Below are 778 nucleotides of genomic sequence, written 5' to 3' on the forward strand. Positions count from 1 at the left end.
CGCTTGAGAATAAAACTTTCCGAGCAGGATCGGAAGGAGGCTGGCTTTTTCAAGCCGACCGCTATTGTCGACCAAGCCTGGCAGCTTACCCTAGCTAGTGCAAAAGCCTTGAGGGCTACTACTATACTGTTTCAGTGTCCAGCTAGTTTTACCCCAACAGCAGAGCATATTAGCCATATGGTTGACTTCTTTACCCGTATTGAGCGAACTGGCTTGAGGCTATGTTGGGAACCTCGGGGTAAATGGGAGCAAGAGCTAGTCCGAGACCTCTGCCAGGATCTTGACTTATGGCATGTAGTTGACCCCTTTGTGAATGCGACCATGACTCCTGCGCAATGTTACTTTCGTTTGCACGGCCGGCAGGGGTGGCGGTATCAATATGAGCAGCAGGAGTTAACCGATCTAGTCGAACTGTTGCCGACGAATCAACCTTCGTACGTTTTCTTTAATAATGTCTACATGCGGCAAGATGCCTTGGTATTTAAAAACTTGCTTGAAGGCGAATAAAGCTAACAGAAAGTCCCCTACTAGTGAATGAACCGCCAATTATAAATGGGCTCCATCAAGTAAGAGATTATAGAGTATTGCTCTACAAATAGCCTTTCTTGGCCTCCTCCAGGTCAGTCTCCGTCAAGATGCCCAGTTGACCCAGCGTGGTCAAGGCTTCCACTGTATGGACCCGGTCCGATTCGGTGAACTTATTCTCATCCTGCTGGCCATAAACAGCCTGGTCAATTGCTTCCCGAAGCTGGGTTACATTCTCAAGGGCAAACACATC

The 778-nt window shown here is 48.3% G+C and carries 2 protein-coding genes; one reads left to right on the forward strand and one right to left on the reverse strand.

Annotated features, from left to right (window positions below):
- Positions 1-507 (forward strand): DUF72 domain-containing protein (locus GO755_RS40700; RefSeq protein ID WP_157591176.1); only part of this gene is annotated, 507 nt, incomplete at its 5' end.
- An 82-nt stretch (positions 508-589) separates the two neighbouring features.
- Here the strand turns inward: GO755_RS40700 and GO755_RS41220 are convergent.
- A partial coding sequence (locus GO755_RS41220) for a hypothetical protein (RefSeq protein WP_198175096.1) occupies positions 590-778 on the reverse strand: 189 nt, incomplete at its 5' end.

The organism is Spirosoma arboris (assembly GCF_009754945.1).
GTDB lineage: Bacteria > Bacteroidota > Bacteroidia > Cytophagales > Spirosomataceae > Spirosoma > Spirosoma arboris.